This window comes from Rhodococcus sp. 2H158, assembly GCF_053764755.1.
In genome coordinates this window covers 61,788-85,988 of sequence record NZ_JBSNCE010000006.1, presented here as the reverse complement: position 1 = coordinate 85,988, position 24,201 = coordinate 61,788, and the positions used below count along the sequence as shown (strand labels likewise).

The following is a 24,201-nucleotide window of genomic DNA, read 5'->3' as shown; positions in this document are numbered from 1 at the left end:
GGCCCGCTCGGATGATCAATCGCCCCGCCACACCGATGGCGACCGCCGCCACCGCCACGTTTACGAGCAGCAGGTCCCGGCCGGCGATCGGGAGGAGATCCGCACGGCGCAGCGGAGGGGCGTCGAGGTCCGTCGTCGCGGCCGACGGCGAGCCGGGGTGGGTGCGCCGGGTCGGTCTGCGCGTGGCGGAACGGGACGTCGGGATTCTCGAGAAACGGAGAGAGGAGCGGGCCCCAGCCGTCCCCTTCACCGGTCCGTGCTTGAGAAGCCTCTTCAGGGGCTCTGGTGAGATCGCGCATCGCGGGCGTCCGGCCGTGCTGTGTTGCGGCCGGTGCCGTTCGCTGCCCCGGCACGAGGTGATGACCTGACGGTCGACTCGAGAATGGCGATGAGGGTGTCGGTGAGCAGCGTGTGCACCTGCCGTCGGGTGAGCGTTCGGCGTTCGACCCATTCCCGGCTCGTTGATTTGATCAGGCCCCCGTATGCACGGATCATGGGGTGGAGCGTCCGAGCCTCCGCATCGGTGATCGTCGGTCCGAGGGCTTCGAGCAGGCGATCCGCTGCGAGATCGTCCGCATCGCTCAGAATCTTCCCGACGTCCGGATCGCTTGCCATGCCTCCGCCGGCAACCGCGACGAGCCAGGTCTTGCCGTGGCGTTCGACGACGTCGAGGAACCACTCGATGAATGCGTCCGCTCGCTCGGTGAGTGTGCCGTGGGGAACGGCGACGCGGTCGGGTGGGGGAACCGTGACCATCGCTTTGATCACTTCGAGGTAGAGGTCCCGCTTGCTCCCGAAGTAGTGGTTGATGAGCCCTCGCGCAACCCCGGCCTCCTTCGCCAGCTCCGTGGTCGAGACGGAAGCGAATGGTCGTTCGCCGAACAACCGGATTGCGCACTCGAGGATCTGGCGACGGCGCGCGTCGGGTTCGAGGCGCTGCCGTCGAGGTTCGACGTCCGAGCTCATGGCCCTACCTTCCCATTTCACACGTCGCGCTCATTCCACGGTATCCGCCGAGACAGCCGGCCCCTCCGCGCCCAGCGCTCGGAGCGTACTCGCGTGCGCTATCGGCCCGGAGCGTTATTGACAGTCTGCCAACAAGCTGGTTACTTTGGGGCATCCGCGGGACATGAACCGACCCGATCTGCGCGACACCGGAGGCGCCGTGTCATCAGCACTCACGACAGCACCTGATTCGAGCGATCTCGCAGCCGTTCGAGAACTTGCTCGCGACTTCTTCGCCAAGGAGGTGGCACCACTCGAGTCCAAGTTCATCGAGCAGGGCTTCCCCGATCGATCCGTCTACCGCAAGGCCGGCGAACTCGGACTTCTGTGCATGTCCGTGCCTGACCGGTACGGCGGCGGCGGGGGAACGTTTGCGCACGAAGCGATCCTGTTCGAGGAACAGGTCCGGGCCGGCGACAGTGCGCTACAGCTCGGTGTCCACACCGGAATCGTTCCGCACTACATCCTCGCGTACGGCACCGAAGAGCAGAAGCAACGCTGGTTGCCGAAACTGGCATCCGGGGAGTGGATCGGCGCCATTGCGATGACCGAACCCGGAACCGGATCCGATCTGCAGGCGATCAGCACGCGGGCAATCAGCTCGGGAAGCGACTATCTTGTCTCCGGCGCAAAGACTTTCATCTCCAATGGCCGAAACTGCGATCTGTTGATCATCGCCGCCAAGACCGACGCCGGCGCCCGAGCTTCCGGAATCTCCCTGCTGGTCGCCGAGGTCTCCGACGATACGCCCGGCTTCGAGCGAGGGCGTGTGCTGCACAAGATCGGACAGCAAGGGCAGGACACCGCCGAACTGTTCTTCGAGGAGTTGCGCATCCCGGCAGCGAACCTCCTCGGCCCGGCCGAAGGTCGCGGTTTCGTCCAGTTGATGGAGCAACTCCCCAACGAACGCCTGATCTGCGCCGTGGCCAGCGTCGCGATGATGGAGCACGCGGTCGAGGTGACCACCGCGTACACCAAGGAACGTCACGCCTTCGGCAAGCCGCTCATGGCCATGCAGCACACGAAGTTCGAGCTCGCAGAGTGCGCAACGATCACTCGCATAGCGAGGACGTTCGTCGACGACTGCATCGCCCGGTACTTGCGCGGTGAGCTCGATGTGCCCACCGCCGCCATGGCCAAGTACTGGACCAGCGACCAACAGTGCGCGATCGTCGATCGATGCCTGCAGATGTTCGGTGGCTACGGATACACGACCGAATTCCCGATCGCACGAATGTTCACCGACAGCCGTGTCCAGAAGATCTACGCCGGCGCCAACGAGGTCATGAAGGACATCATCGCTCGATCGCTGTAAGACGCTGCGGGAAGGACTTGCTGTGAGCACCGAAGCGAGGCCCCATACGGGAGCCGGTTCAGCGGGCCGCAGAGCCTGATCGACAAAGCGGCCTCCGGCGGCGTCTTCGAGTAGTGGCAAGGCCGCCCGACACGTTTTCACCTCACCGACGCTTTTCACCCAGACCCCTTGGAGCCTCGATGTATCTGACACAAGGCTTGCACCGCGTCCTTCAGCGCACCCCGGACTCGCCCGCCACCATCTACGGCGATCGAACGCGCACCTTCCGCGAGCACATCGATCGGATCGCCCGTCTCGCCGGTGGCTTGCACAGCCTCGGCGTCTCCTCCGGCGATCGCGTCGCGATGCTCTCGCTCAACAGCGACCGGTACGCCGAGTACCTCCTCGCGGTCCCGTGGGCCGACGCGGTGCTCAATCCGGTCAACATCCGCTGGAGCCCCGCGGAGATCGCCTATTCGCTGAACGACTCGGAAACCCGAGTCCTCCTCGTCGACGACGCGTTCGCCGCTGCGATCCCGGCGCTTCGCGCTGCATGTCCCGGACTGAGCACAATCGTGTACTGCGGCGAGAACGCTGCCCCGGAGGGCACCGTCTCGTACGAGGAACTGATCTCGTCCACCACGCCGGTGGAGGATGCGAGACGGTCCGGGGACGAGTTGGCCGGCATCTTCTACACCGGCGGAACAACGGGCTTCCCCAAGGGCGTGATGCTCAGCCACACAAACATGGTCACCTCGGCACTGGGAACGGTCGCCACCGGCGAATTGCTGTCCGGCGACGCACGGTTACTCCACGCCGCCCCGATGTTCCACCTGGCCGACCTGGCGGCGTGGGCAGGGCAGGTCATGCTCGGTGGTCCCCACATCATCGTCCCGTTCTTCGACCCGGTCGCGGTCCTCGGGGCGATCGAGCGGCATCGTCCCACCGATGTTCTGCTCGTCCCGACGATGCTCCAGCTACTCGTCGATCACCCCGCGATCAGCGAGCACGACCTGTCGTCGATGCAGCGGATTCTCTACGGCGGTTCGCCCATCGGCGAAGGGCTGGCGACCCGCATCCTGCGAATGTTCCCCGGTGTGCGGATGACTCAGGCATACGGCATGACCGAGGTTGCTCCGGTCGCCTCGCTCCTGTTGCCGGATGATCACACAGGCGCCAGGCTGCGATCGGGGGGACAGGCTGCGCCCCACTCGGAACTCGAGGTCGTCGACGTCGAGGGAAACACCGTCCCCACCGGTACGGTCGGCGAGATCTGCGTGCGCGGTGGGCACGTCATGCAGGGGTACTGGAACAAGCCCGACGAGACAGCAGCGGTGTTGCGGGACGGCTGGTATCACACCGGCGACGGCGGCTACCTCGACGAAGACGGATTCGTCTTCGTCGTCGACCGCATCAAGGACATGATCGTCACCGGCGGCGAGAACGTGTATTCCGCCGAGGTCGAGAGTGTGCTGAGTAAGCATCCGGCGGTCGCGCAGTCCGCGGTTGTCGGTCTGCCTCACGAAATCTGGGGCGAAACGGTTCATGCCGTGGTGGTGCCGACGGCGGGCGCACAGGTCACCGTCGACGAGCTGCAGGTGTTCTGCAAGCAGCACATCGCCGGATACAAGACACCCCGCAGCATCGACTTCGTCGACTCGATTCCCATGTCCGGCGCAGGAAAGATCCTCAAGCGCGAACTCCGAGAGAATCTTTCCGGTCGGGCGCAATGAAGAACGACATCACGCTGCCCGGCAACGAATTCCGATCTCTCGATCCGGCCACCGATGCGGAAATCGAACGGTTCCGCGTTCACGGCGAAGACGATGTGCAGCTGCGCGTCGACCGCGCGCGCTCCGCTTCGCGTTGGTGGCAGCGACAGGGACTGCGCGGCCGAGCCGCCCATCTGCGGCGGTGGCGGACACGGATCTGGCAGAACGCCGACGAGATCATCGAGTTGATCCATCGTGAGAACGGCAAACCCCGCGACGACGCCTTCATCGAGGTCGTCCTGGCCGTCGAGCACATGCGCTGGGCGGAAGAGAATGCCGCCCGTGCGCTTCGGCCGCCGAAATCCAGTCCCGGGTTGCTCTTCGCGAACTATGCGACGGCCGTCGAGTACTTGCCAGTCGGGGTAGTCGGCATCATCTCGCCGTGGAACTACCCCCTCTACGCGCCGAACAGCTCCGTGGCGTTCGCACTTGCCGCCGGGAACACTGTCGTGTTGAAACCGAGTGAATACACGCCGGCCGTGGCCGCCTGGTACGTCGAGGCGTTCTACCACGCCAATCCGCATGCGCCGTTGGGTGTGCTGGAACTGACCACCGGGTTCGGGGAAACCGGCGCGCTGCTCTGCAACGCGGGCGTGAACAAGATCGGGTTCACCGGTTCGACGCGTACCGGCAAGAAGATCATGGCCCAATGCGCACGCACGCTGACCCCGGTGTTGCTCGAGTGCGGCGGCAAGGACCCCGTCGTCGTCGCGGAGGATGCCGATGTGAAAGCGGCTGCCCGCGCCGTCGCCTGGGGTGCCTTCACGAACGCGGGACAAACCTGCGTCGGCGTCGAACGCGTCTACGTCGTTCGTGAGGTCGGAGAGCAGTTCCTCACCGAACTACGCGGGCAGCTCGCGCACGTGCGTCCCGGCAACGGTGCGGAAGCCACGTACGGTCCGATGACGATGCCCGCCCAGATCGAGGTCGTGCGGCGGCACATCGACGCTGCCGTCGAGGCCGGTGGTCAACTACTGATGGGTGGACCGGAATCGGTCGGCGACCGGTACATCGAACCGGTCGTGATCCTCGATGCGAGCGAGGACTGCGCCGCGGTACGCGAGGAAACCTTCGGGCCGGTGGTGACCGTGCGGACGGTAGCCGACGTCGCCGAAGCTGTGGAGTTGGCCAATGCCAGTGATTTCGCACTCGGGGCGTCGGTGTTCTCGCGCACGCACGGCGCCGAGATCGCCGGGCAGCTACGTGCCGGCCAGGTCTCGATCAACTCCGTCGTCGCCTTCGCGGGGATGGGTGCGGTCCCGATGGGCGGGATCGGCGACAGCGGCTTCGGACGCGTCCACGGAGTCGATGGGATGCGTGAGTTCGTTCGTACCCGCAGTCTCGTCCGTCAGCGTTTTCCGCTGCCCGGGTTCGAGTTGATCACGCTGCGCCGCAAGGCGCATGTTCTTCCGGTGCTGCGTCGGGTTCTCGGCCTGCGTCACGGGCGCTGAGGCAGCACGATCGGCAGCAGGCGGGAGCGCGCGAAGGAAACCAGGTCGTCGTGGGACGCGAGAGGGACCAGTGCCTGTGGAGTCAGTATGACCGAATGCGCCACCCGCACCAGCACCTCGGCGCGTCCGACGAGATCCTCGACGGGTGGCAGCAGGCCGGACTCCACTGCTTCCTCGAGAATTGCGACCGCGGCGTGGGTGGCGGTCGCCAGGATGGCACCACCGTCGGTCGTCAGTCGTGGAAGCGAGCCGGCCGCCTCCAGGGCGAGCAACCGGTTCCACACCGGGTGTTCGCGCATGCGTCCGACGGTGGTCGCGAACACATTTCCGACGAGATCGTCGATCGTTCGCGCGGCTCGCGCTGCGGCTACGACCTCCTCGATCAGGCGCGCGGCGCTGCGCGCCGTCACTGCCTGCGCCACCTCGTCGCGGCCGCCGATCCGGCGATAGATGGTCACCCGCCCGACGCCGGCACGGCGCGCGATGTCGTTGACGGTCGTCAACCGGACCCCGACCTCACTGAACTGGGCCTCGGCCGCGTCGAGGATCGACTCGATCTCCGGTGGGTTGGTCGCGGCGATCTCGGTGGCCGGCCCGGCCGTGCGGGGCTGTTCGACAGGCATCTTCCTAGGCTATCCCGCGTCGTTCGAGTGAAACATTGATACATGAAATGTTCTGACGTATCTTCACCGTATCGACAAGTAACACGTATCGACCGAGGAGACACGGCATGCCGTCACATCACTGCGCTCCGACGCCCTACACCGAGGAAGCGCTGGCGATCACTGCCCGCAACGTCCGGTTCGACTGGACGGGGGTGCCACTTCAGTACATTCCCGGTGACTCGTACGCCACACAGTTCTGGAACGTGATGCACCTTGTTCTGCCCGAGGGCGAACGGGCGATGGCGGATGTCTTCGCCCGAGCTCTCCCCCTCATCGACGACCCGCGCCTACACGAAGAGGTCGTCGGATTCGTCGGGCAGGAAGCCACCCACGCAAGCTCCCACGAGGGATTCCGCAGGTACCTGGCGGAGAACGGCATCGAGATCGATCCGGTACTGCGTCGAATCGAGTACATCGTGGACCAGATCTTCGGCGACCACGGGATACGAGGTCGCGCGGGACGGTTCTGGCTTCGTGAACGTCTCGGCATCTACGCCGCCGCCGAGCACTTCACCGCTGTCGTCGGCGAGTGGCTCCTCGACAATGCCCCGTTCGACCGGCGAGGTGTCGACCCGACGATGCTCGATCTCCTGCGATGGCACGGCGCCGAGGAGATGGAGCATCGCAACGTCGCCTACGACGCCTTCCAGTACGTGGACGGCAGCTACGGACGCCGCGTTCGCACCGCCTTCATCGCGTTCGCAGGCCTGGCCTGCCTGTGGTTCAGTACCACCGCCTACCTGTACCGCAACGATCCCACCGAGACCCGGCGGCGACCCTGGCCGGTCGCCTACCGACGCGCGGCCCGGGCCTCGATGATCCCGAGCCTGACCTTCCTCGCGAAGCAGATCCCCCCGTACTTGAACCCGAAGTTCCATCCCTCTCGGATGGGTGAGATCGGCAAGGCCGTCCGCTACCTCGCCCAGTCCCCCGCAGCCCGAGAGGCGGCAGCATGACCACCGAGATGGCTCCGGCCCCGTCTCCCGTCCTCGGTGCCGTGATGCGCGCGGCCCGGGGGTACTCGAAACTGTTCAGCGAGAGCCGACTCGCTCCGCTGTTGTCGCGGCCCGCCCCGGTTCGTCACCGTGACTTCGACAGGGTGCTACGTGTCGAGAAGCGCACGGCCGAAGCGGACGACGTGGTCGGCTTGACCCTGGCAGCGCTCGACGGCCGGCCACTGCCCGCGTGGCTTCCCGGCGCGCACATCGATGCGTTCCTGCCCTCCGGGATGCAACGCCAGTACTCCTTGTGCGGAAACCCCGCCGATCGAGCCCGCTACCGAATTGCCGTCCGACGCGTCCCGGGCGGCGTCGGATCCGCCCAAATGCACGACACCGTCGACGAAGGCACCGTGCTGCGGGTGCGCGGTCCCCGTAACGCCTTTCCCTTCGCTCCGGCACCGTCCTACCTCTTCGTCGCCGCCGGCATCGGAATCACCCCGATCCTGCCGATGGTCCGCCGCGTCGCCGCGACCGACCTGCCGTGGAAGCTGATCTATCTCGGCAGAACACGCGCCACCATGCCGTTCCTCGACGAATTGTCAGCCCTCCCCGGAACGGGCGTCGATATCCGTCCCGACGACGAATTCGGCGTCACCCCGATCACCGAAATCCTCGGCCACGCTCTTCCCCACGGCGCGATCTACCTGTGCGGTCCGGCTCCTCTGATCAAGGACGCCCACGACCGGACACCGATCGCACAGCCCACATGTTCGCTGCACACCGAACGATTCACCCCTCCACCCGTCGTCGGAGGCGATCCCTTCGAACTGCGTCTGGTCCGGACCGGGACAGCGGTCGATGTGGCGGCAGACGAAACGGTGCTCTCGGCAATCAGGCGCGCGGTACCGTCGGCGACCTACTCATGTCGGCAAGGGTTCTGCGGCACCTGCAAAGTGCGTGTCCTGGCCGGAGACGTCGATCACCGGGACACGCGCCTCCTCGAGGAGGAACGCGCGGATTCGATGCTCCCCTGCGTCTCCCGGGCAGCAGGTTCCACCCTCGAAATCGACCTCTGAAACGAGCCCACCATGACCGATACACATCTGCGCATCGCCATCATCGGCGCCGGATTCGGCGGCCTGGGATCCGCCATCCGGCTCAAGGCCGCCGGAATCGACAACTTCGCGATATTCGAACGCGCCGATACCCTCGGCGGAACCTGGCAGGCCAATACCTATCCCGGCGCCCAATGCGACATCCCGTCGATCCTCTACTCGTTCTCGTTCGCCCCCAACCCCAACTGGACTCGCCTCTACCCACTGCAGGAAGAGATCAAGCAGTACCTCGAGGACTGCGCCGACAGACACAACATCCGCCCGCACCTGCATCTGGGAACCGACGTGCTCGAGGCCGCATGGGACGAGCCGGCACAGCGATGGCGACTGGATACCTCTCAGGGACGGTTCAGCGCCGACATCCTCGTGGCCGCCATGGGGCCGTTCAGCGAACCGTCGGTGCCGGACCTGCCCGGCCTCGACTCGTTCGAGGGCACCACCTATCACTCGGCCGACTGGAACCACGACCACGACGTCACCGGTCGCCGTGTGGCGGTGGTGGGCACGGGAGCCTCGGCCGTGCAGTTCATTCCGCGGCTTCAACCACACGCCGCCCGCATGACGGTGTTCCAGCGGACCCCCACCTGGATCCTCCCGCACCCCGATCGACCGGTCGGCGCAGGCATCCAGCGGGTCTTCGAACGACTGCCGTTCACCCAGCGCGCAGCGCGCAGAGCGCTGGACCTCGTCCAGGAAGCCCTGGTGCCCGGGCTGGTCTATCGCCCAGAACTGCTCCGCGGTGCCGGCGCGCTCGGCCGATGGCATCTACGCCGGCAGGTCCGAGATCCGCAGCTTCGTAGAAAACTCACCCCCACATACGCGTTCGGGTGTAAGCGCCCCACCTTCTCCAACGCCTACTATCCGGCGCTGGCGGCCGACAACGTCGACGTTGTCACCACGGGTATCGAACGCGTCGAACGCGACGCCGTGGTGACGACCGACGGCGTTCGGCACGAGGTCGACACCATCGTTTTCGGTACCGGGTTCAAACTTGCCGACAACAGTGGTTTCGCCCGCCTGCGAGGGCGGGACGGACGGACGCTGGCGCAGCAGTGGGCAGGTGGTGAGATGGCCGCCTACCTGGGGACGACGATCGAGAACTTCCCCAACATGTTCATGCTGCTGGGACCGAACTCCGTCGTGTACACCTCCCAGGTCGTCACGATCGAAGCGCAGATCGCGTACCTGATCGGCGCCGTCGAAGCGATGGAGGCCCACGGTATCGGCAGCATCGAGGTTCGTGCCGACGTCCAGCAGGACTTCGTCGAGTACACCGATCGCCGCTTGGCCGGATCGGTGTGGAACTCCGGTGGATGCAGCAGCTACTACCTGAGCCCATCGGGGCGCAACTTCACATTCTGGCCCGGATACAACGCCTCGTTCCGGCGTCGAATGGCGCGGTTCGCGCTCACCGACTACCGAATCGGGCCCGCCCGCACACCCACTCCGGCGCCCCGCAGCCGTCGTTCGGTGGAGGTACCGGCATGACGCCTGTACTGAACCTGAAGGGCAAGGTCGTCCTCGTCACCGGCGCAGCACAAGGCATCGGGCTGGCCCTGGCCCGAGAACTACGCAACCGCGACGCCCGGGTCGTGCTCGTCGACCGCGACGAGGCCACACTGGTGGCCGCGGCCACGACGCTCGACTCCACCGGCACCTTCGTCGCAGTCGCCGATGTAACCGATCGTGACGCGATGGCAGCCGTCGTTGCCCGCGCCTCGGAAGAATTCGGGCAGATCGACGTGGTGATCGCCAACGCCGGTATCACCCCACCTCCGGCCACGGTGCGGACCGTCGACCTGGCCGAGTTCGACCGTGTGATGGCAGTCAACCTCACCGGCGCGCTCAACACCGTCCGGCCCACCCTGGACAGCATCGTCGCCCGGCGCGGACACGTCGTCGTCGTCGCATCCGCGGCAGCGTTCAGCCCAGGGCTCGGTGGTGCCGCATACATGGCCAGCAAGGCTGCCGCCGAACAACTGGGGCGGGCACTGCGCCTGGAGCTGGCACGCACCGGCGCCACCGCGTCGGTGGCGTACTACGGGTTCGTCGACACCGAACTGGCCCGCAATACCCTCGACCGGGATCCGCTCGGGGCCCGAGTCGGCGAGTTGCTGCCGTGGCCGATGAATCGGCGAGTCAGCGCCGAACATGCCGCTGCCGTCACCGTGCGCGCAATCGAGCACCGAGCGCCACGCATCGTCACCCCGCGACTATGGGGCGTGTACTCGGTCCTGCGCGGAATGGTGAACCCTCTGATCGACCGCTGGCTCGTGCGGGACCGCACAGTGCATGCGCTGATCGAGGACCTCGAACGGCGCGTGGTGGCCGACGCATGACCACCGTCACCCGCCGCAGTCGCGTGCTCGCGTCGGGCACGGATACCCTTCTGCGCCCGGTCTTCGAGCACCTCGCGCCCTCCGGTCCCGGGCGAATGCTGCTTCGTGGCGTCGTCGCCGCCGGCTCCGCGATCGGCGGACTACGCGCGGCACCCGGCACGCGGGTTTTCCGCGACACCGTTCCCGGCGAGATGATCGTTCCCGATCACGCCCGAGACGACGCGGCAATCCTGTACCTGCACGGGGGCGGCTACGTCGCGGGATCAGCTCGACTCGAGCGGGCGGTCACCTCTGATCTGGCTGCCGCGACAAGGCACCGCGTGCTGGTTCCCGACTACCGCAGAGCACCCGAGCACCGATTCCCCGCGGCTCGAACCGATGCGCTCGCGGCGTACCGCTCGTTGATTGCACGAGGCTATCCTCCTGCACGAACAGCGCTTGTCGGCGTCTCGGCAGGGGCGCATCTCGCGATGAGCATGCTGACGACGTTGATCGAGTGTGATCAACCCCTTCCCGCAGCGGCGGTGTTGTTCTCTCCGCTGCTGGATCCCTCCTGCACGGACGCTCTCCGCGCCGACGCGCTCCACCGCGATCCGTTCCTACCGCCGGCATTCGCTCAGTGCTGTGCGCGAAGCAATCTCGATACTCACGACCTGTCGTCACCGCACGTCAACGTCCTGCAGGCGCCCGCCTCCGTTCTGGCGCAGATGCCGCCTCTCGTCAGCTATGTCGGCTCGACCGAGTGCTTCGGCTCGGACAGCGCACGTCTCCACCAGGCCTTGCTCGAAGCCGGGGCCACCGCTGCCGCGATCACTGTGCCGGGACAGGTGCACTCATTCGTCTCGATGTGCCGGCGCCTTCCCGAAGCGCGCGCAGCGCTCGTCGACGCCGCGGCCTTCCTGCAAGGGCACCTTCGAACAGAAATCCTGGAAGAGGAAGCAGCATGACCAGTTGGCACACGCTCGCCGCTACGGACGACACGTTTTTCGACACGGCACCGGTGCGTGCCACGTACGCCATTACGGTTCCCGGGTCCCCGTCACAGCTTTGGCGGTCACTGGTGGCCGACGACGCGGTGCAGGCATGGAGCCCTGTAGTAACGGCCGTGCAGTGGGATCACACGACGCCACGGGGAGTCGGCACCATCCGCAATGTGACCCTCCTCGGCTCGACGACCATCAAGGAACGCTTCTACCGGTGGGACCACGAACGCAGAATGACGTTCAGCGCCACCGAGATCAACCGGCCACTGTGCCGTGCGTTCGCCGAGGACTACCTCCTCGAAGAAGACGGCACCGGCACGCGATTCACGTGGAGAGCCGCGATGAACCCCGTGCTGCCGGCACTGGTGCACAAGCCGACCGGCTCCGGCCTGACTCTCGCGCTCGCGCACCTCACGAAGGGATTGATCCGCCGGAGCCTGACCGAACACCACGCGGGGCGTACCCCCTGATCAGCAGAAGGACCTCGGTGACCCGACGGCGGGCGGTGGCGGCGCCGCGACGAACTCGACGACGTCATCGGTGCCTGGGCTCCCCGGCCGGTTCCTGTCGGCGAAAGTGCCGGTCCACCAGCCGCTGCCGGTCCCGAACCTGCCGGAACCCGACGGGATCGACACCTCCCCTCAGTCGGTGCGGTCCGCGAGTTGCTCGGAGAGGGCGAACAGCTCGGGGGAGTACTTCGGCGCCATCACGTGGTCGAGGAACACGAGCAGGGGAACCGCCAGTGCCCGTACCGCTCCGGTCAACAAGGAAATCTCCTTCCAGTGCAGCGGATTCGGCTCACCGGTAGACCAGGCCGCCGTCGATCAACCCGGACTGGCCGGTCATGTAGTCGGAGTCCGGGCCTGCCAGGTAGGAGACGTAGGCCGCGACGTCCTCCGGCGTCTGCGCGCGGCCGAGCGCGATGCCGCCGACGAACTTCTCGAACGTCGCTCCCTTCGGAGCCCCGGTCAGTGCCGCGAAGCGTTCGTCGATGGTGACCCACATGTCGGTGCCGACGACGCCGGGACAGTAGGCATTGACGGTGATTCCGTCGGACGCGTACTCCTTGGCCGCGGCCTGGGTGAGCGCCCGTACGGCGAACTTGGTTGCGGAGTACACCCCGAGCATCGCGAAGCCCTCGTGGCCGGCGATCGAGGACGCGTTGACGATCTTGCCGCCGTGCCCGCGCTCGCGGAACTTGGCGGCGGCGATCTGGATGCCCCAGAGGACGCCTTCGACGTTGACCGCCATGATCCGGGACACCTCCTCCGGTGTCACGTCCGCGATGGGGTTCACCTGTGCGATGCCGGCGTTGTTGACGATGATGTCGAACCCGCCCAGTTCGGTCTCCGTCCGGTCGACGGCGGCTCGGATCTGCTCGCGGTCGGTCACGTCCGCAACGACGGAGATCGCCTTCGAGCCGGCGGCCCGCACCTCGTCCTCGACCGCGGCGAGCTTGCCGCCGTCGACGTCGAGCAGTGCGATGTCCGCACCGTCCGCCGCCAGCCGCAGCGCGATCGCCCGTCCGATGCCCTGCCCGGCGCCGGTGACCAGCGCGACCTTGCCTTCGATGCTCATACCGGCTCCCGTCCATAGTGACCTGTGTCACTCGAAGGCAACCAGGGCGGCGGGGGGTGCTCAAGCGTTGCAATGCGCTGCATCGGGGGTGGCGCCCGCGCCGGTAGGGTCGGATCCGGCACGACGGACGGAGGAACCCATGAGCACGCTGCAGACCCTCGATCGTGGTCTGCGCGCGCTCGACATCATCTCCCGTTCGCCCGCCGGTATCACGGTCGCGGACCTCGCCAAGGAACTCGGGATCGCGCGGGCGATCTCCTACCGGATCGTCGCAACGCTCGAATCGCACGCGCTGGTGGTCCGGGCCGACGACGGCCGGATCCGGCTCGGCGCCGGTGCTGCCGTCCTTGCGTCGCGGTTCGTGCCCCAGTTTCAGCATGCGGCCGGTCCGGTGCTGCACGACCTGGCCGAGCGCACGCAGGCGACGGCTTTCGTGTCCGCCGCGCAGGGGGACGAGTGCATCGTCATCCTCGTCGCGGAGCCGGAAGGGGCGCTCCTGCACGTGGGATACCGGGTGGGCAACCGGCACCCGCTCGACCGCGGTGCGGCGGGGATCGCGATCCTCGCACTGCGACCCGAGGACGCGCGGGACCCCGAAGCGGTGAAGCAGGCCCGGGCGCTCGGCTACAGCGTCACGCGCGGACAGCTCGAGCGCGGCGCCGTGGGCGTCGCCGCCGGGGTGCGCGCGCCGCGGGGGGCCGGCCTCGAGTGCAGCGTCGGGGTGGTGGCCATCGCCGGTCTCGACGTCGATGCCGCGGCCCTCGCGGTCGGTGACGCGGCAGCACGGCTGAGCGCTCTGCTCACCGACTGACACTCCCATCGCCCGTTCGCCCGGCCGTCGGCCCGGAGATCAGTTGGCCCGGAGATCAGTCGGCCCGGAGATCAACGGAACTGTGGTCGGCGCCGAGAAGGCAAAGGCAAGAAGGCCATCGGCTCCTTGCCACTTTCAACATATAGCGCGCGGGGGGCCTTGCCGCAAGACCCCGGTCGTGCTGCAGAATCGCCAGCCGAAGCCGGAACCTGCGGAAACGGGAGATTCGCGAGGTGGGCGTCCAACCGCCGGTAGGACGCGGGTGGTTGCGGGCACCCGGCGCCCGGGTGCGGGTGTGCGGGCCCGCCGGACTGCGTGGGGCAGCCGGCCGAAATACAACGTTGTCGAACGGGGGATTTTCATGATCGATGTGATCGTTACCGGTGGCGGACCGACCGGTTTGATGCTGGCCGCCGAGTTGCGGCTGCACGGCGTGCACACGCTCGTGCTCGAGAAGGCGACGGAGCCGACCGCGCAGTCCCGCGGGCAGGGCCTGCACGCGCGCAGCGTCGAGATGATGGACCAACGCGGCCTGCTGGACCGGTTCCTCGCGGTCAGTGAGAAGTTCCGGGTCGGCGGTCTCTTCGGCGGCATCATGAAGCCGTGGCCGGACCGGGTGGACACGGCGCACCCGTACGGCCTCGCCACTCCGCAGCCGGTCACCGAACGACTGCTCAACGAGCACGCCCTCGAACTCGGCGCCGAGATCCGGCGCGGCTGCGAACTGGTCGGGCTGAGCCAGGACGACCACGGGGTGAGCGCCGAGCTGGCCGACGGCACCCGGCTGCGCTCGCGTTACCTCGTCGGCTGCGACGGCGGCCGCAGCACGGTGCGCAAGCTGCTCGGCGTCGGCTTCCCCGGCGAGCCCAGCAAGGTCGAGACGCTGCTCGGTGAGATGGAGCTGACCGAGGACCCGGCGACGGTGGCCGCCGTTGTCGCGGAAGTCCACAAGACCCATCTGCGGTTCGGCGCCGTACCCCTCGGGGACGGGGCGTACCGCGTCATCGTGCCCGCCGACGGGGTGGCCGAGGGCCGGGCGGCCGCACCGACCCTCGACGAGTTCACGCAGCAGCTGCGGGCGATCGCCGGCACCGACTTCGGCGCGCACTCGCCGCGCTGGCTGTCGCGGTTCGGCGACGCCACCCGGCAGGCCGAGCGCTACCGGGTCGGCCGGGTGTTGCTGGCCGGCGACGCGGCGCACATCCACCCGCCGACCGGCGGGCAAGGACTCAACCTCGGTATCCAGGACGCGTTCAACCTCGGCTGGAAACTGGCCGCCGAAGTGGGCGGCTGGGCACCGGAGGGACTGCTGGACAGCTACCACGCCGAACGGCACCCGGTGGGCGCCCGCGTGCTGGAGAACACCCGCGCGCAGATCACGCTGATGGGAACCGATCCGGGTGTGATCGCGCTGCGGGAGCTGTTCTCGAAGCTGATGGACTTCGAGGAGGTGAACCGGTACGTCACCGAGATGATCACCGCGGTCGGGGTCCGCTACGACTTCGGTGAGGGGCACGACCTGCTCGGCCGGCGGATGCGGGACGTGGGGCTGAAGCAGGGTCGCCTCTACGAGCTGATGCACGGCGGCCGCGGACTGCTCCTCGACCAGACCGGGCGGCTTTCCGTGGTGGGTTGGGCAGACCGGGTCGACCACGTCGTCGATGTCAGCGAGGAACTGGATGTGCCCGCGGTGCTGCTGCGGCCCGACGGCCACGTGGCGTGGGCCGGTGACGATCAACAGGATCTGCTCGGCCGGCTGACCCAGTGGTTCGGCGCTGCCGCCGGCTGAGCGCGCGGAGGTGCTCGAAGGGGCAGGACCTGCCTCGGGTACCGGCTCGTGACATCCGGTCCTGATGCTCGGGGTGGCGGCGGCCGCGTGGGCGCCGGGAGAGTCCGGCGGACGTGGGCCCGGCTGCTGTGACCGCGGATCCGGCTTGACCTCTTCTGTGACGCCGCTTACTCTGCTGCTTGTCCGTTTATAGGACGAAACTGTTCGATAAAGGTAACAGTGCTGTTGGAGAGGTTTTCGGTGTCAGCATGAGTGCATCAGTTCCGACTTCGGCGTCGGCTTGTCCCGTCGATCACGCGGCCCTGGCCGGCGGCTGCCCGGTGTCGGCGAACGCCGCGGCGTTCGATCCGTTCGGTTCCGCGTACCAGACCGATCCGGCCGAGTCGCTGCGCTGGTCCCGCGACGAGGAGCCGGTGTTCTACAGCCCCGAACTCGGCTACTGGGTCGTCACCCGGTACGAGGATGTGAAGGCGGTGTTCCGCGACAACATCCTGTTCTCGCCGGCGGTCGCGCTGGAGAAGATCACTCCCGTCTCGGCGGAGGCCACCGCCACCCTCGCCCGGTACGACTACGCCATGGCCCGGACCCTCGTGAACGAGGACGAGCCCGCCCACATGCCGCGCCGTCGCGCGCTCATGGACCCGTTCACCCCGAAGGAACTGGCGCACCACGAGGCGATGGTGCGACGGCTCACGCGCGAATACGTCGACCGTTTCGTCGAATCCGGCAAGGCCGACCTGGTGGACGAGATGCTGTGGGAGGTTCCGCTCACCGTCGCCCTGCACTTCCTCGGCGTGCCGGAGGAGGACATGGCGACGATGCGCAAGTACTCGATCGCGCACACCGTGAACACCTGGGGCCGCCCCGCGCCCGAGGAGCAGGTGGCCGTCGCCGAGGCGGTCGGCAGGTTCTGGCAGTACGCGGGCACGGTGCTCGAGAAGATGCGGCAGGACCCGTCGGGACACGGCTGGATGCCCTACGGGATCCGCAAGCAGCGGGAGATGCCGGACGTCGTCACCGACTCCTACCTGCACTCGATGATGATGGCCGGCATCGTCGCCGCGCACGAGACCACGGCCAACGCGTCCGCGAACGCGTTCAAGCTGTTGCTCGAGAACCGCGCGGTGTGGGAGGAGATCTGCGCGGATCCGTCGCTGATCCCCAACGCCGTCGAGGAGTGCCTGCGCCACTCCGGGTCCGTGGCGGCGTGGCGACGGGTGGCCACCGCCGACACCCGCATCGGCGACGTCGACATCCCCGCCGGCGCCAAGCTGCTCGTCGTCAACGCGTCCGCCAACCACGACGAGCGCCACTTCGAGCGCCCCGACGAGTTCGACATCCGGCGCCCGAACTCGAGCGACCATCTCACCTTCGGGTACGGCAGTCACCAGTGCATGGGCAAGAACCTGGCCCGCATGGAGATGCAGATCTTCCTCGAGGAGCTCACCACGCGGCTTCCCCACATGGAACTCGTACCCGACCAGGAGTTCACCTACCTGCCGAACACGTCCTTCCGCGGACCCGACCACGTGTGGGTGCAGTGGGATCCGCAGGTGAATCCCGAGCGCACCGATCCTGCTGTGCTGCACCGGCATCAGCCGGTCACCATCGGAGAACCCGCCACCCGGGCGGTGTCTCGCACCGTCACCGTCGAGCGCCTGGACCGGATCGCCGACGACGTGCTGCGCCTCGTCCTGCGCGACGCCGGCGGAAAGACGCTGCCCACGTGGACTCCCGGCGCCCACATCGACCTCGACCTCGGCGCGCTGTCGCGCCAGTACTCCCTGTGCGGCGCGCCCGACGCGCCGACCTACGAGATCGCCGTACACCTGGATCCCGAGAGCCGCGGCGGTTCGCGCTACGTCCACGAACAGCTCGAGGTGGGAAGCCCGCTCCGGATGCGCGGTCCTCGGAACCATTTCGCGCTCGACCCCGCCGCCGAGCACTACGTGTTCGTCGCCGGCGGCATCGGCATCACCCCCGTCCTGGCCATGGCCGACCACGCCCGCGCCCGGGGGTGGAGCTACGAACTGCACTACTGCGGTCGAAACCGTTCCGGCATGGCCTATCTCGATCGTGTCGCCGGGCACGGTGCCCGGGCCGCCCTGCACGTGTCGGAGGAAGGCACCCGGATCGACCTCGCCACCCTGCTCGCCGAGCCCGCCTCCGGCGCCCAGATCTACGCGTGCGGGCCCGGTCGGCTGCTCGCCGGACTCGAGGACGCGAGCCGGCACTGGCCCGACGGGGCACTGCACGTCGAGCACTTCACCTCGTCCCTCGCGGCGCTCGATCCGGACGTCGAGCACGCCTTCGACCTCGAACTGCGCGACTCGGGGCTGACCGTGCGGGTCGAACCCACCCAGACCGTCCTCGACGCGTTGCGCGCCAACAACATCGACGTACCCAGCGACTGCGAGGAAGGCCTCTGCGGCTCGTGCGAGGTCGCCGTCCTCGACGGCGAGGTCGACCACCGCGACACGGTGCTGACCAAGGCCGAGCGGGCGGCGAACCGGCAGATGATGACCTGCTGCTCGCGTGCCTGTGGCGACCGGCTGGCCCTGCGACTCTGAATCACCGACCTTCGAAAGGATCCGTCATGGGATCTACGCTCGACCCGATCGCCGTGCGCACCGCGCCTACCGCGCCGGACGTGCCACGCAGCAGCTTCAAACGGGTCCTCACCGGAAGCATGGCCGGTGCCGTGCTCGAGTGGTACGACTTCGCGATCTACGGCATTCTCGCCGCCACCGTCCTCGGCCCGCTGTTCTTCCCCGGATCCGACGGCATCACCAAGTTGCTTCTCGCCCTTGCCACCCAGGGCCTCGGCTTCATCGCCCGGCCGCTCGGCGGCATCGTCTTCGGCCATCTCGGCGACCGGTTCGGCCGCAAGCCGATGCTCGTGATCACCTTCGTGATGCTGGGCACCGCCACCGCGTCGATCGGGCTGCTGCCGACCTACGAGCAGATCGGCATCTGGGCCACCGTCCTGCTCGTCGCGCTGCGCATGATCCAGGGCTTCGCGCTCGGCGGTGAATTCGGCGCGGCCGTGCTGCTGGTGAGCGAATACGGCGAGCCGAAGCGCCGCGGCTTCTGGGCGTCCTGGCCGCAGGCGGGCGCACCGTCGGGCACCGTGCTTGCCGCCGTGGTCGTCTCGGCCCTGGTGTTCCTGCTCCCGGCCGACTCGTTCGACGCATGGGGCTGGCGGATCGCGTTCCTGTTCGCGATTCCGCTCCTGATCATCGGCTTCTGGATCCGGCACGGCGTCGAGGAGTCCCCGGTGTTCCGGGCGGCGCAGGCTTCCGCGGCCGGCCGCACCGAGTCCCGGTCGAGCATCGTCGAAGCGCTGTCCCGTCCGCGCCCGGTGCTGCTCGGTATCGGCATGCGCCTCGGCGAGAACATCGCCTTCTACGTCTACACCGTCTTCGTCATCGCGTACGCCACCACCTACCACGGCTTCGCGCGGGGCGAGGTGATACTGGCCGTGACCTTCGCGTCGGTGTTCCAGTTCGTCGGCATGATCGGTGGCGGCCGGTGGTCCGACCGGGTCGGCCGCCGCATCGCGATGCTGGTGCCTGCCGTGGTGCTCGTGGTGTGGGCGCCCGTCTTCTTCTGGCTCGTGCAGATGCAGAGCGTGCCGCTGCTGTGGGTGGGTGTCTGCGTCGGTGCCTTCTTCCACGGTGCTCTCGCCGGCCCGGAGGCGGCCTGGATCACCGAACTGTTCCCGACCCGCTACCGGTACGCCGGCTCGTCGCTCGTGTTCCAGGGGTCGTCCATCATCGCCGGCGCGCCCGCGCCCTTCATCGCCGTCTGGCTCATCGACCGGTTCGGCGTCGGGACCGTCATCGCGTACCTGGTGGTGACCATGATGATCACCGTTGTCGCGGTGCTGAGCAGCCGCGAGACCAAGGGCATCGATCTCGACCGCATCGAGTGACCGGACACCGTTGCCGGGCGGCCGTGACGCCGCCCGGCAACGGCCGTCCCGGTTACCCCGTCCGGACGGCCGTCCCGCGGTACGGTCGGACCGGAGGTGATCGACATGGAAGAGATCGCGAAGATCGTCGGTATTGCTTTCGTCTACATCGTCGTCGCAGAGGTGATCATCGGTACGCTCGCCCTGCTGATCATTTCGACGATCAGTCCGCACTTTCTGCAGCGCAAGCCGAAGTACGGCGCGACCGGACCCCGATACGGGGCCACTAGCCCCAGCCCAGCTCGTGCAGCCGAGCATCCTCGATTCCGAAGTAGTGAGCGATCTCGTGAATGACCGTCACCGCGACCTCGTGCACCACGTCGTCGTCGGAGTCGCAGATGTCGAGGATGGCGTCGCGATAGATGGTCACGGTGTCCGGTAGCGCACCCGCATAGTGGCTGTCGCGCTCGGTGAGCGCGATCCCGTGGTAGAGCCCGAGCAGATCGGGCTCCTCCTCGTTTCTGGGCTCTACCAGCACCACCACGTTGTCGATGGCCCGCGCGAGTTCCGGTGGGATCAGATCCAGAGCCTCTCCGACGAGCTCGTCGAACCGCTCGTCGCCCATCCGTGCGGCCACCTCAGGCGCCCGGAACGGGCGCCGCCCCCGGCAACGGGGTCGGCAGCGAGCGGCCCTCGGGCGCGGCGGGCGGCGGCACCGGCGGCTGGCCGTCGATGAGGATGTCGCCCGCGGCCGTGCCGGTGACCGGCGCGAATCCGCCGCCCTCGACCTGCTTGCCCACCGAACAGTTGACCTTGCGGCTGCCCGCCAGCCAACTGTCGAAGTCCAGGTTGTCCCAGAACAGCGTGAGGGTCTTGTTGCGCAGCGCGTCGGGGCTGCCCAGGTAGGTGTTGGCGTTCTCGGTGCACGTCCCCTCGAGGTATTTGTCCTGGTCCTCGACACTCGGCAGACCACCGGGGAACTGCCCGGACAGGTCCACCACGGAGATCACCTCGAAGGCGTGCGGCTGGGCGCAGTCCACCGGGTCCGCCGGCACCCCGTTGTTGATGCCGATGCACGTGCCCACGTCCCAGACCTTGGACTGGTCCTGGTCGGCGACCTTGCCCTTGATCGGCAGCAGGTTGCCAGTGGTGGAGGAGAACTGCAGGCCGCAGCGCAGCGTCCGCTCACCGGCCGCCCAGCCCGCCTCACCGGGGTTGATCAGGCCCACGCTGAACTTGCCGTGCGGGTCGAACCGGCCGTCGAGGTAGTCCATCGCGGCCGGCGCGCACAGCTCGTCGCGCAGTTCGGTGAACCGCAGCACCGACGGGAAGCGCGACCCGGGACCCCACTCGGCGCCCGGGTACACGCTCAGGTCGATGTCCTTGACCACCTCGAACAGATGCGACTCGGCGCAGTCCACCTTCGCCAGGTCGCTCGCATCGATCTCCGTCCAGGTCAGGCAGTCGCCTGCGACGGCTGTGCCGAATGCCTCGCCGGCCACGGCGCCGGTGGTCACCACGGCACTCGTCGAACCGCCGGGCTCGTCGTCGGACCCGCCGAATCCCGCCACCACCGCGGTGACGAGCGCCGCGAGTACCGCGCCCGCCGCAACCAGCATCAAGGCGCGACGGGTCAGCTTCGCGGACGGGGCACCCCGGACCCGCGAGGCGGACGGTGTCGTCCGATCGGACTGCTGCTCACTCTCCTCGGCCATCACCGTCCATCATGCCTGTGCGCGCCGCCCCGGGTAACTTCGGTGCGCATGACGGAGCCCATCGATCCCGGAGTGCAGGAGATCGCGCAGCGCCTGTTCGATGCCGCCCGCGCCGGGCACGTCGAGACGCTCGCCGCCTATGTCGACGCCGGGGTGCCTGTGAACCTGTGCAACGAGAAGGGCGACACCCTGCTGATGCTGGCGTCCTACCACGGTCACGCCGACGCGGTGCGGACCCTGATCGAACGGGGCGCCGACGTCGACCGGCTCAACGACCGCGGGCAGTCGCCGATCGCCGGCGCCGTGTTCAAAGGGGCGATCGACGTCGTGCGGGTGCTCACCGACGCCGGAGCCGACCCGTACGCCGGGCATCCGAACGCCGTGGACTCGGCGAGGATGTTCCAACGCGAGGACTGCCTGCAACTGTGGGCACAGTAGGTCGGAATCGGCCGCAGACGGCGCCGAGTAGGCTGTGACCTCGTGATCGACCTCAAGTTCCTCCGCGAGAACCCCGACGCCGTCCGTGCCTCGCAGCGCATCCGAGGCGAGGACCCCGGCCTCGTCGACGCGCTGCTCGAGGCCGACGCGGCCCGTCGTGCCGCGGTGCTGGCCGGCGACAACATCCGCGCCGAGCAGAAGGCGCTGGGCAAGAAGGTCGGGCAGGCGTCCCCGGAGGAACGGCCCGCGCTGCTCGACGGTGCGAAGGAACTCGCCGCGAAGGTCAAGAAGCTCGAGGCCGAGCAGCAGGCCGCCGAGGAGGCGCTCGGGCGCGCGCACCTGGCGATCTCCAACATCGTGCAGGAGGGTGCCCCCGCCGGCGGGGAGGACGACTTCGTCACCCTCGAGACCGTCGGCGAGCTGCCCACCTTCGACTTCGAGCCGAAGGACCATCTGACCCTCGGCGAATCGCTCGGACTGATCGACATGGAGCGCGGCGCGAAGGTCTCCGGCGCCCGGTTCTACTTCCTCACCGGCTACGGCGCGCTGCTGCAGCTCGGCATGCTGCAGCTCGCCGCCCAGCGGGCCGTCGCCAACGGCTTCCAGATGATGATCCCCCCGGTGCTCGTGCGGCCGGAGATCATGCAGGGCACCGGCTTTCTCGGCGCCCACGCCGACGAGATCTACCACCTCGCCGACGACGACCTGTACCTCGTCGGCACGTCGGAGGTGCCGCTCGCCGGCTACCACTCCGGCGAGATCCTCGACCTGTCGGGCGGTCCGAAGCGGTACGCGGGCTGGTCGTCGTGCTTCCGCCGCGAGGCCGGCAGCTACGGCAAGGACACCCGCGGCATCATCCGGGTCCACCAGTTCGACAAGGTGGAGATGTTCGTCTACTGCAAGCCCGAGGACGCCACCGCCGAACACCAGCGGTTGCTCGCGTGGGAGCGCGACATGCTCGCCGCGATCGAGGTGCCGTACCGGGTCATCGACGTCGCGGGCGGTGACCTCGGCTCGTCGGCGGCCCGCAAGTTCGACTGCGAGGCGTGGGTGCCCACGCAGGAGCGCTACCGGGAACTGACCTCCACGTCGAACTGCACCACCTTCCAGGCTCGTCGCCTCGGCGTGCGCTACCGCGACGAGAACGGCAAGCCGCAGATCGCTGCCACCCTCAACGGCACGCTCGCCACCACCCGCTGGCTCGTCGCGATCCTCGAGAACCACCAGCAGGCCGACGGGTCCGTGCGCGTTCCGTCGGCGCTCGTGCCGTTCGTCGGGCGTGAGGTGCTCGAACCGCCGGCCTGAGACGTTCCGCCGCGTGGGATGGCGGCCGAATGTCACATGGGTTCGCTCGGATCGAACGCATGTGACATTCGGTCACCCCGCCCGGGAGGGCCGACGCCGTCAGCTGCCCGGGTCGCAGCCGACGGCCACGTACGCGTGCAGGCCGTCGGGGTCGTCGCGCAGCAGATACTCGTAGTCGCTGGTGCCCATCACGGCGTCGTTCGCGTCGCGGAACGACCAGCGCACCCGGGCCCGCACGATCTTGTCGGTGACCGGGGAGAGGTCGAGCAACTCGTGCCCCACACCGGCGAGGCCGTGCTTCCGGTAGGTCTCGTTGCTCTGCGTGAGCGCCTCGGTGATCTCCTTCCGGCTCGCCAGCGATCCGGCGAACGAATCCGTCAGGATCGTGCCCGGTTCACCCCACAGCGCGGCCGAGGCCTCGGCGTCGAACCCGGCGAGCGCCTCTCCGTACAGGGTGAAGAAGCGGTCCAGTGCGATGCGTTCCACGCTCATGCATTTCAGTGTGCGGGTCCGGCGACGGTTGTCAGCGCAGAATCAGGCAGGTGGTCGACGCGGTCGCGAGCAACCGGTCGTTCTCGTCGCGGGCCTCGCCGCGGGCGGTGGCGGTGCGACGGCCGCTGTACTCGCAGATGCCGTGCACGCGGACGACGCCGTTGCCGGCCTGGACCGGCCGCAGATACCGCACCTGCAGGTCCAGGGTCGTGTACCCGACACCGGCCTCGAGCGTGCTCGACACGCTGAACCCCATCGCGGTGTCGAACATCGTCGCGATCACGCCGCCGTGCACGCTGCCCACCGCGTTGGCGTGGAACTCCTGCGGTTCCATGCTCACCTCCACCCAGCCCTCGCGTGCGTCGGTCACCCGGAAGCCGAGGGTGCGCGACGTCGGATGGTGCGGGATGGAGCCGTCGATCAGGCCGCGCAGGAAGTCGAGGCCCTGCATGTCGCGGTTCGCGGCGGACGTCGGGGCGGGGTCGTCCCACGTGTAGGTGCGCTGGCGTTCGGTCACCAGCCGACCGTATCGCGCGGTGACAATCCCGTCCGCGCGTGCCACCCTGGAGCCATGCGACACCGATGTTGATCCGGA

At 68.0% G+C, this 24,201-nt stretch carries 23 protein-coding genes; 15 read left to right on the top strand and 8 right to left on the bottom strand.

Annotation, left to right across the window (positions count from 1 at the left end; genetic code table 11):
* Nucleotides 1-273 precede the first annotated feature (273 nt).
* On the bottom strand, nt 274-966 hold the full coding sequence (locus ACWPOB_RS07385) for a TetR/AcrR family transcriptional regulator (RefSeq protein ID WP_455400383.1): 693 nt from the start codon (nt 964-966) through the stop codon (nt 274-276).
* Nucleotides 967-1,129: 163 nt separating this feature from the next.
* Between ACWPOB_RS07385 and ACWPOB_RS07380 the strand changes: the two genes are divergently transcribed.
* The 3 genes from ACWPOB_RS07380 to ACWPOB_RS07370 all read left to right on the top strand — a co-directional run bounded on the left by ACWPOB_RS07380 (nt 1,130) and on the right by ACWPOB_RS07370 (nt 5,522).
* Complete coding sequence (locus ACWPOB_RS07380; RefSeq protein WP_455400382.1) at nt 1,130-2,320, top strand: acyl-CoA dehydrogenase family protein; 1,191 nt, start codon at nt 1,130-1,132, stop codon at nt 2,318-2,320.
* A 179-nt stretch (nt 2,321-2,499) separates the two neighbouring features.
* Nucleotides 2,500-4,032: an acyl-CoA synthetase gene (locus ACWPOB_RS07375; RefSeq protein ID WP_455400381.1), complete on the top strand. Its 1,533-nt coding sequence runs from the start codon at nt 2,500-2,502 to the stop codon at nt 4,030-4,032.
* Nucleotides 4,029-5,522, top strand: a complete 1,494-nt coding sequence (locus ACWPOB_RS07370) for an aldehyde dehydrogenase family protein (protein ID WP_455400380.1) — start codon at nt 4,029-4,031, stop codon at nt 5,520-5,522. Before ACWPOB_RS07375 ends, ACWPOB_RS07370 begins: the two co-directional genes overlap by 4 nt.
* Here the strand turns inward: ACWPOB_RS07370 and ACWPOB_RS07365 are convergent.
* On the bottom strand, nt 5,510-6,145 hold the full coding sequence (locus ACWPOB_RS07365) for a TetR/AcrR family transcriptional regulator (protein ID WP_455400379.1): 636 nt from the start codon (nt 6,143-6,145) through the stop codon (nt 5,510-5,512). The genes ACWPOB_RS07370 and ACWPOB_RS07365 overlap by 13 nt on opposite strands.
* A 107-nt stretch (nt 6,146-6,252) precedes the next feature.
* Between ACWPOB_RS07365 and ACWPOB_RS07360 the strand changes: the two genes are divergently transcribed.
* Genes ACWPOB_RS07360 through ACWPOB_RS07335 form a run of 6 tightly spaced genes read left to right on the top strand, consistent with a single transcriptional unit; the run spans nt 6,253 to nt 12,035 of the window.
* Nucleotides 6,253-7,143 (top strand): metal-dependent hydrolase, encoded by an 891-nt coding sequence (locus ACWPOB_RS07360; protein WP_455400378.1) that lies wholly within the window; start codon nt 6,253-6,255, stop codon nt 7,141-7,143.
* Nucleotides 7,140-8,204, top strand: a complete 1,065-nt coding sequence (locus tag ACWPOB_RS07355; RefSeq protein ID WP_455400377.1) for a PDR/VanB family oxidoreductase — start codon at nt 7,140-7,142, stop codon at nt 8,202-8,204. The genes ACWPOB_RS07360 and ACWPOB_RS07355 overlap by 4 nt, the downstream gene beginning before the upstream one ends.
* A 12-nt stretch (nt 8,205-8,216) precedes the next feature.
* Nucleotides 8,217-9,731 carry a flavin-containing monooxygenase gene (locus ACWPOB_RS07350; protein ID WP_455400376.1) on the top strand — a complete coding sequence of 505 codons (1,515 nt, stop codon included), beginning with the start codon at nt 8,217-8,219 and terminating at the stop codon, nt 9,729-9,731.
* Nucleotides 9,728-10,582 carry a short-chain dehydrogenase/reductase gene (locus ACWPOB_RS07345; RefSeq protein ID WP_100055102.1) on the top strand — a complete coding sequence of 285 codons (855 nt, stop codon included), beginning with the start codon at nt 9,728-9,730 and terminating at the stop codon, nt 10,580-10,582. Before ACWPOB_RS07350 ends, ACWPOB_RS07345 begins: the two co-directional genes overlap by 4 nt.
* Nucleotides 10,579-11,529: an alpha/beta hydrolase fold domain-containing protein gene (locus ACWPOB_RS07340; protein WP_455400375.1), complete on the top strand. Its 951-nt coding sequence runs from the start codon at nt 10,579-10,581 to the stop codon at nt 11,527-11,529. Before ACWPOB_RS07345 ends, ACWPOB_RS07340 begins: the two co-directional genes overlap by 4 nt.
* Nucleotides 11,526-12,035 (top strand): SRPBCC family protein, encoded by a 510-nt coding sequence (locus tag ACWPOB_RS07335; RefSeq protein WP_100055100.1) that lies wholly within the window; start codon nt 11,526-11,528, stop codon nt 12,033-12,035. The genes ACWPOB_RS07340 and ACWPOB_RS07335 overlap by 4 nt, the downstream gene beginning before the upstream one ends.
* 171 nt (nt 12,036-12,206) lie before the next feature.
* Here ACWPOB_RS07335 and ACWPOB_RS07330 read toward each other — a convergent pair whose 3' ends face one another.
* Complete coding sequence (locus ACWPOB_RS07330) at nt 12,207-12,332, bottom strand: hypothetical protein (protein ID WP_455400374.1); 126 nt, start codon at nt 12,330-12,332, stop codon at nt 12,207-12,209.
* A 31-nt stretch (nt 12,333-12,363) separates the two neighbouring features.
* On the bottom strand, nt 12,364-13,143 hold the full coding sequence (locus ACWPOB_RS07325; RefSeq protein WP_100055099.1) for an acetoin reductase: 780 nt from the start codon (nt 13,141-13,143) through the stop codon (nt 12,364-12,366).
* A gap of 139 nt (nt 13,144-13,282) precedes the next feature.
* Between ACWPOB_RS07325 and ACWPOB_RS07320 the strand changes: the two genes are divergently transcribed.
* The 4 genes from ACWPOB_RS07320 to ACWPOB_RS07305 all read left to right on the top strand — a co-directional run bounded on the left by ACWPOB_RS07320 (nt 13,283) and on the right by ACWPOB_RS07305 (nt 19,677).
* The gene (locus ACWPOB_RS07320; protein WP_455400373.1) at nt 13,283-13,954 is read left to right on the top strand and encodes an IclR family transcriptional regulator; all 672 of its coding nucleotides are present in this window, start codon (nt 13,283-13,285) and stop codon (nt 13,952-13,954) included.
* 361 nt (nt 13,955-14,315) lie between these two features.
* Nucleotides 14,316-15,743 carry a rifampin monooxygenase gene (rox, locus tag ACWPOB_RS07315; protein ID WP_455400372.1) on the top strand — a complete coding sequence of 476 codons (1,428 nt, stop codon included), beginning with the start codon at nt 14,316-14,318 and terminating at the stop codon, nt 15,741-15,743.
* A gap of 248 nt (nt 15,744-15,991) precedes the next feature.
* Nucleotides 15,992-18,313: a cytochrome P450 gene (locus ACWPOB_RS07310; RefSeq protein ID WP_455400371.1), complete on the top strand. Its 2,322-nt coding sequence runs from the start codon at nt 15,992-15,994 to the stop codon at nt 18,311-18,313.
* A 26-nt stretch (nt 18,314-18,339) separates the two neighbouring features.
* Nucleotides 18,340-19,677, top strand: coding sequence for an MFS transporter (locus tag ACWPOB_RS07305; RefSeq protein ID WP_006944540.1), 1,338 nt, complete (start codon nt 18,340-18,342; stop codon nt 19,675-19,677).
* A gap of 265 nt (nt 19,678-19,942) precedes the next feature.
* On the opposite strand, the gene ACWPOB_RS07300 is transcribed toward ACWPOB_RS07305, so the two are convergent.
* Both ACWPOB_RS07300 and ACWPOB_RS07295 read right to left on the bottom strand, forming a co-directional pair.
* The gene (locus ACWPOB_RS07300) at nt 19,943-20,281 is read right to left on the bottom strand and encodes a metallopeptidase family protein (RefSeq protein WP_006944538.1); all 339 of its coding nucleotides are present in this window, start codon (nt 20,279-20,281) and stop codon (nt 19,943-19,945) included.
* Nucleotides 20,282-20,294: 13 nt separating this feature from the next.
* Nucleotides 20,295-21,371, bottom strand: a complete 1,077-nt coding sequence (locus ACWPOB_RS07295) for a septum formation family protein (RefSeq protein WP_455400370.1) — start codon at nt 21,369-21,371, stop codon at nt 20,295-20,297.
* A 48-nt stretch (nt 21,372-21,419) separates the two neighbouring features.
* On the opposite strand from ACWPOB_RS07295, the gene ACWPOB_RS07290 reads away from it, so the two are divergent.
* Both ACWPOB_RS07290 and serS read left to right on the top strand, forming a co-directional pair.
* On the top strand, nt 21,420-21,809 hold the full coding sequence (locus ACWPOB_RS07290) for an ankyrin repeat domain-containing protein (RefSeq protein WP_455400369.1): 390 nt from the start codon (nt 21,420-21,422) through the stop codon (nt 21,807-21,809).
* 42 nt (nt 21,810-21,851) lie between these two features.
* Nucleotides 21,852-23,114, top strand: a complete 1,263-nt coding sequence (gene serS / locus ACWPOB_RS07285) for a serine--tRNA ligase (RefSeq protein WP_455400368.1) — start codon at nt 21,852-21,854, stop codon at nt 23,112-23,114.
* A 99-nt stretch (nt 23,115-23,213) separates the two neighbouring features.
* On the opposite strand, the gene ACWPOB_RS07280 is transcribed toward serS, so the two are convergent.
* Nucleotides 23,214-23,606, bottom strand: a complete 393-nt coding sequence (locus ACWPOB_RS07280) for a hypothetical protein (protein WP_072633955.1) — start codon at nt 23,604-23,606, stop codon at nt 23,214-23,216.
* Between the two features lie 31 nt (nt 23,607-23,637).
* Nucleotides 23,638-24,057, bottom strand: a complete 420-nt coding sequence (locus ACWPOB_RS07275) for a PaaI family thioesterase (protein ID WP_202917463.1) — start codon at nt 24,055-24,057, stop codon at nt 23,638-23,640.
* Between the last annotated feature and the right edge of the window lie 144 nt (nt 24,058-24,201).

Coding starts and splice junctions, on each gene's coding strand:
- ACWPOB_RS07385 (WP_455400383.1), bottom strand. CDS start 966: ATGAGCTCGGACGTCGAACCTCGACGGCAGCGCCTCGAACCCGACGCG.
- ACWPOB_RS07380 (WP_455400382.1), top strand. CDS start 1,130: ATGAACCGACCCGATCTGCGCGACACCGGAGGCGCCGTGTCATCAGCA.
- ACWPOB_RS07375 (WP_455400381.1), top strand. CDS start 2,500: ATGTATCTGACACAAGGCTTGCACCGCGTCCTTCAGCGCACCCCGGAC.
- ACWPOB_RS07370 (WP_455400380.1), top strand. CDS start 4,029: ATGAAGAACGACATCACGCTGCCCGGCAACGAATTCCGATCTCTCGAT.
- ACWPOB_RS07365 (WP_455400379.1), bottom strand. CDS start 6,145: ATGCCTGTCGAACAGCCCCGCACGGCCGGGCCGGCCACCGAGATCGCC.
- ACWPOB_RS07360 (WP_455400378.1), top strand. CDS start 6,253: ATGCCGTCACATCACTGCGCTCCGACGCCCTACACCGAGGAAGCGCTG.
- ACWPOB_RS07355 (WP_455400377.1), top strand. CDS start 7,140: ATGACCACCGAGATGGCTCCGGCCCCGTCTCCCGTCCTCGGTGCCGTG.
- ACWPOB_RS07350 (WP_455400376.1), top strand. CDS start 8,217: ATGACCGATACACATCTGCGCATCGCCATCATCGGCGCCGGATTCGGC.
- ACWPOB_RS07345 (WP_100055102.1), top strand. CDS start 9,728: ATGACGCCTGTACTGAACCTGAAGGGCAAGGTCGTCCTCGTCACCGGC.
- ACWPOB_RS07340 (WP_455400375.1), top strand. CDS start 10,579: ATGACCACCGTCACCCGCCGCAGTCGCGTGCTCGCGTCGGGCACGGAT.
- ACWPOB_RS07335 (WP_100055100.1), top strand. CDS start 11,526: ATGACCAGTTGGCACACGCTCGCCGCTACGGACGACACGTTTTTCGAC.
- ACWPOB_RS07325 (WP_100055099.1), bottom strand. CDS start 13,143: ATGAGCATCGAAGGCAAGGTCGCGCTGGTCACCGGCGCCGGGCAGGGC.
- ACWPOB_RS07320 (WP_455400373.1), top strand. CDS start 13,283: ATGAGCACGCTGCAGACCCTCGATCGTGGTCTGCGCGCGCTCGACATC.
- rox (WP_455400372.1), top strand. CDS start 14,316: ATGATCGATGTGATCGTTACCGGTGGCGGACCGACCGGTTTGATGCTG.
- ACWPOB_RS07310 (WP_455400371.1), top strand. CDS start 15,992: ATGAGTGCATCAGTTCCGACTTCGGCGTCGGCTTGTCCCGTCGATCAC.
- ACWPOB_RS07305 (WP_006944540.1), top strand. CDS start 18,340: ATGGGATCTACGCTCGACCCGATCGCCGTGCGCACCGCGCCTACCGCG.
- ACWPOB_RS07300 (WP_006944538.1), bottom strand. CDS start 20,281: ATGGGCGACGAGCGGTTCGACGAGCTCGTCGGAGAGGCTCTGGATCTG.
- ACWPOB_RS07295 (WP_455400370.1), bottom strand. CDS start 21,371: ATGGCCGAGGAGAGTGAGCAGCAGTCCGATCGGACGACACCGTCCGCC.
- ACWPOB_RS07290 (WP_455400369.1), top strand. CDS start 21,420: ATGACGGAGCCCATCGATCCCGGAGTGCAGGAGATCGCGCAGCGCCTG.
- ACWPOB_RS07280 (WP_072633955.1), bottom strand. CDS start 23,606: ATGAGCGTGGAACGCATCGCACTGGACCGCTTCTTCACCCTGTACGGA.
- ACWPOB_RS07275 (WP_202917463.1), bottom strand. CDS start 24,057: ATGCAGGGCCTCGACTTCCTGCGCGGCCTGATCGACGGCTCCATCCCG.